Origin of the sequence: Bartonella sp. AP258QHHD (assembly GCF_042196145.1) — a bacterium.
In the GTDB taxonomy this organism is placed as follows: domain Bacteria; phylum Pseudomonadota; class Alphaproteobacteria; order Rhizobiales; family Rhizobiaceae; genus Bartonella.
Window position 1 is genome coordinate 1 of record NZ_JBHIPR010000049.1, and the last position, 3,323, is coordinate 3,323.

The 3,323-nt window shown below is 38.3% G+C and carries 1 protein-coding gene; it reads left to right on the forward strand.

Going from position 1 to position 3,323, the window contains the following annotated elements:
• Positions 1-659: 659 nt before the first annotated feature.
• Positions 660-3,323: autotransporter outer membrane beta-barrel domain-containing protein (locus tag ACFIMM_RS05445; protein ID WP_375682429.1), on the forward strand; the 2,664-nt coding region annotated here is incomplete at its 3' end.

The following is a 3,323-nucleotide window of genomic DNA, read 5'->3' on the forward strand; positions in this document are numbered from 1 at the left end:
CAGTTTTAAATCAAGGCTGTAAAAATAGCCTATTCATTCTATTCAATTTAACAAAAAGGGCAGCACAATATGCTGCCCTTTTTGTACATTAAAGTCATCCTTTTTCCTTTTAAAGCACCCTTCCCTCTTTATACTTAGTTCTTTACGAAAATCTCCAAGACAAGACACAACAAACGCAACAGAGCACTTCCATCCCCAGTGGATGAAGAGTACTTCCTACTTTGAAAAAAAGAGAAGTCTATTAGAAATAAATTAATACCACTGTGTTGAAAGATGAAAGCCCACTTTAAGCCCAAGTAAGTTAGCTTTTTTACTAGCTTCTTCTACATCCTTTTTTGTTCCCTCATAACCCCAATTTGCGTCATATAATAATCCCTACCATCACGTAAAAGATGTTATGGTACCACTATATCAGTATCTCACAATATTTCTCTGAATAATAATATTCAAAATTATAATTCTTTAAATAAAATCCATTATAAATACATTTTGTATTAGACATAATTAATATCAATTATTTTTTAATTTTGACAAAAAACCAAAAATGTCTTACCAAATAAAAACAATTACTGAAATTAATAACAACTATCCATTTTCACTTCTTCTTATGAAGTTCGCGGGGAAATGAATATTTGGGGGCTATCATAAGGAGAATACTAGTGTATAAAACATCCCTTTTATCATGCACAGCTGCAGCCGCTATTATCCTGTTCAATATCCAGTTCAGTGCACATGCTGAAACCCTCGTAGTTTCTGAGGGAAAACAACAAGAAGTATCCGATAAAACCTACGAAACTATTCACGCAAAAGGCGGTGGCAAAATCATTGGAAAACATTTAACCATTGTTATGAATAAAGATATAAGCCAAGGCACAAACAAAACCGTCTATGCTGTAACAGCAGAAGGTGCTGACAGTGCGATTGAGTTACTGGATGGCACAACCATTAAAGGCACTGGTTCTGGTATTTTCTTAGGCCTTGAAGCCAAAGACGGTGCTACACTTCAAATGACTAAGGGAACAATTACATATTCTGGAATGGAGGCCTCCTCATCTGGCATTTTATCTAGCACTGGTGCTTCCTTTTCTGACAGTAAGAGTAAAAAAAACAAGCTGGAAGACGTGGTAATATCGAGTGAAAACGATAACAGTTCACTATCCTTAGGAATAAGTGCTAAAAACAGCACAGTAACCTTGAACAATGTAACCGTTACTCAAGCACTAAAAGGCATATTTGCAGATGATCACTCGACAATAACAATCTCTGGAGGATCACTCGATGGGGAAACTGATGGGGTATATGCTGGAAACGGCAGCATCATTACTTTAAACAACAATGTTACAGTCGCATCATCTAAGGGTAATGCACTCCATGCAGATGGTATAGAATCCAAGGTCACAATGAAAGGAGGGACTGTCATAGGAGGAAATTTGAATGGACATGAAAACGCATTACTTACAAAAAATGGTGGACGTATTGAAATTACGGATGTTACTCTAACAACCGATAACTTCGGAAACGGTGCACTTGCACTTGGTTCTGATAGCATAGTTGAATTAAAAGGCAATACAAAGATTAACAATGCTTTGAACGGTCTTGGAGCATTTGATGGTGGTAAAATCACCAGCGAAAATTTAACACTCATCGGTTCTGGAGCAAAAGAAGAAAGCACTGGTGTAGGAGTTGACCTGCCTAACAGCAAGATCGAACTAAATGGAAAAACAACCATTGAAAAATTCACACATGGGCTTGAGGCACGAAATGGTGGACAGATTGATGTCACGGATATAGCTTTAACAACGAATGACGCGGGAACCGGTGCACTTGCACTTGGTCCTGATAGCAGAATTGAATTGCATGGAACGGCAACGATTAATAATATTTTGAAGGGTCTTAGAGCAATAAATGGTGGCAAAATTACCAGCGAAAATTTAACAGTAGTCGGTGGTAAAGCAATTAATGAAAATCTCGGCAAAATAAGCACTGGTGTACGGACAGAGGATTCTGGTAGTGAAATTCAGTTAACCGGCAAAACAACCATTCAAAATGTCGATGAAGGTTTTTATGCAGACGGTGGAAGTCAAATCATTAGCGGAGATTTAACAATAACCGGTGGTGAGTCCGAAGCAGCAACCGTTGGTGTAAACATTTGGGATGCCGATAGTATAGTTGAATTCAATGGCAAAACAACCATTCAAAATGTTGATGTTGGTCTTTTTGTCATTGAAGGTAGCACAATTAAAACGAGCAATCGTGCTATTGATACTAATTCTAAAGGCCTAGATACCCAATCCGATACTCCTCAGAAGGGGAAGAAAAATACAATAGAAGCAAAAATGGCTGCACTGGTTGTAATAAATGGCGGACATATTGATCTGACAGATGTTTCTGCCACAGCAGAAGTTGCCAGTTTACAATTCGCAACTTTCTTTGATAATAATCCGAATAGCTCGCATGATCCGCAAAAATATCATAGTAATGAGATCAATCTGACTAATGCAGAGCTTCATGCTGAAAATGGTACAGGAATTTTCGTTAGAACTGTTGTTGAAAAAAGCATCGAAGATGCTGCTGCTCCATCAATCGGCACAGTCAATCTTAAAAAATCAGAAATCCATGCTGACGTATTATTAGGAGATGGTATTTTTTGGGACAAAACATCATGGAAAGATAAAGATTTGTGGGATGGTAAAGAGGTTAAAACGATCTCCAACGGCACCTTCACATTAAGCGCAGATCAGTCTATTTTAGAGGGCAGAGCAAATATTGCTAAAGACAGAAATGTGCACTTTGATCTGAAAAACAATACAAAATGGACGTTGAAAACCAGCAAAAATGAAAAAGATGATGATGGCAATCTCCTTGATATCGCTCAAAGATCTCGTTCTGATATTTCCACGCTTAATCTCGATAACAGCTCCATTATCTTTAATGGACCAACCGAAGATCATTACCAAACATTGCATATAGGTTCTGGTAAACCAGACACGCAAGAAGTCTACAATGCAACGGGTGATGCAAAGATTTACTTCAACACGGCTTGGAGTGATGGTGCTGCAATAAATGACCAAAAAACCGATAGGCTTTTGATCAATGGGAACGTCTCAGGCAACACATCAGTTTATGTCACGGGGCGCTTAGAAGAGAACAATATCGAAGCAAATACCTCTGCTGCTGCCAATGTCCGGGGTCTTTCACTCATTCAAGTTTCTGGAAAAGCAGAAGAAAACTCTTTCAAACTAGTAAATGGCTATACCACAAGAAATCGTTTGCCTTATAAATATACGCTAACGGCCTATGGACCAGAGTCAAGCCACGGTACA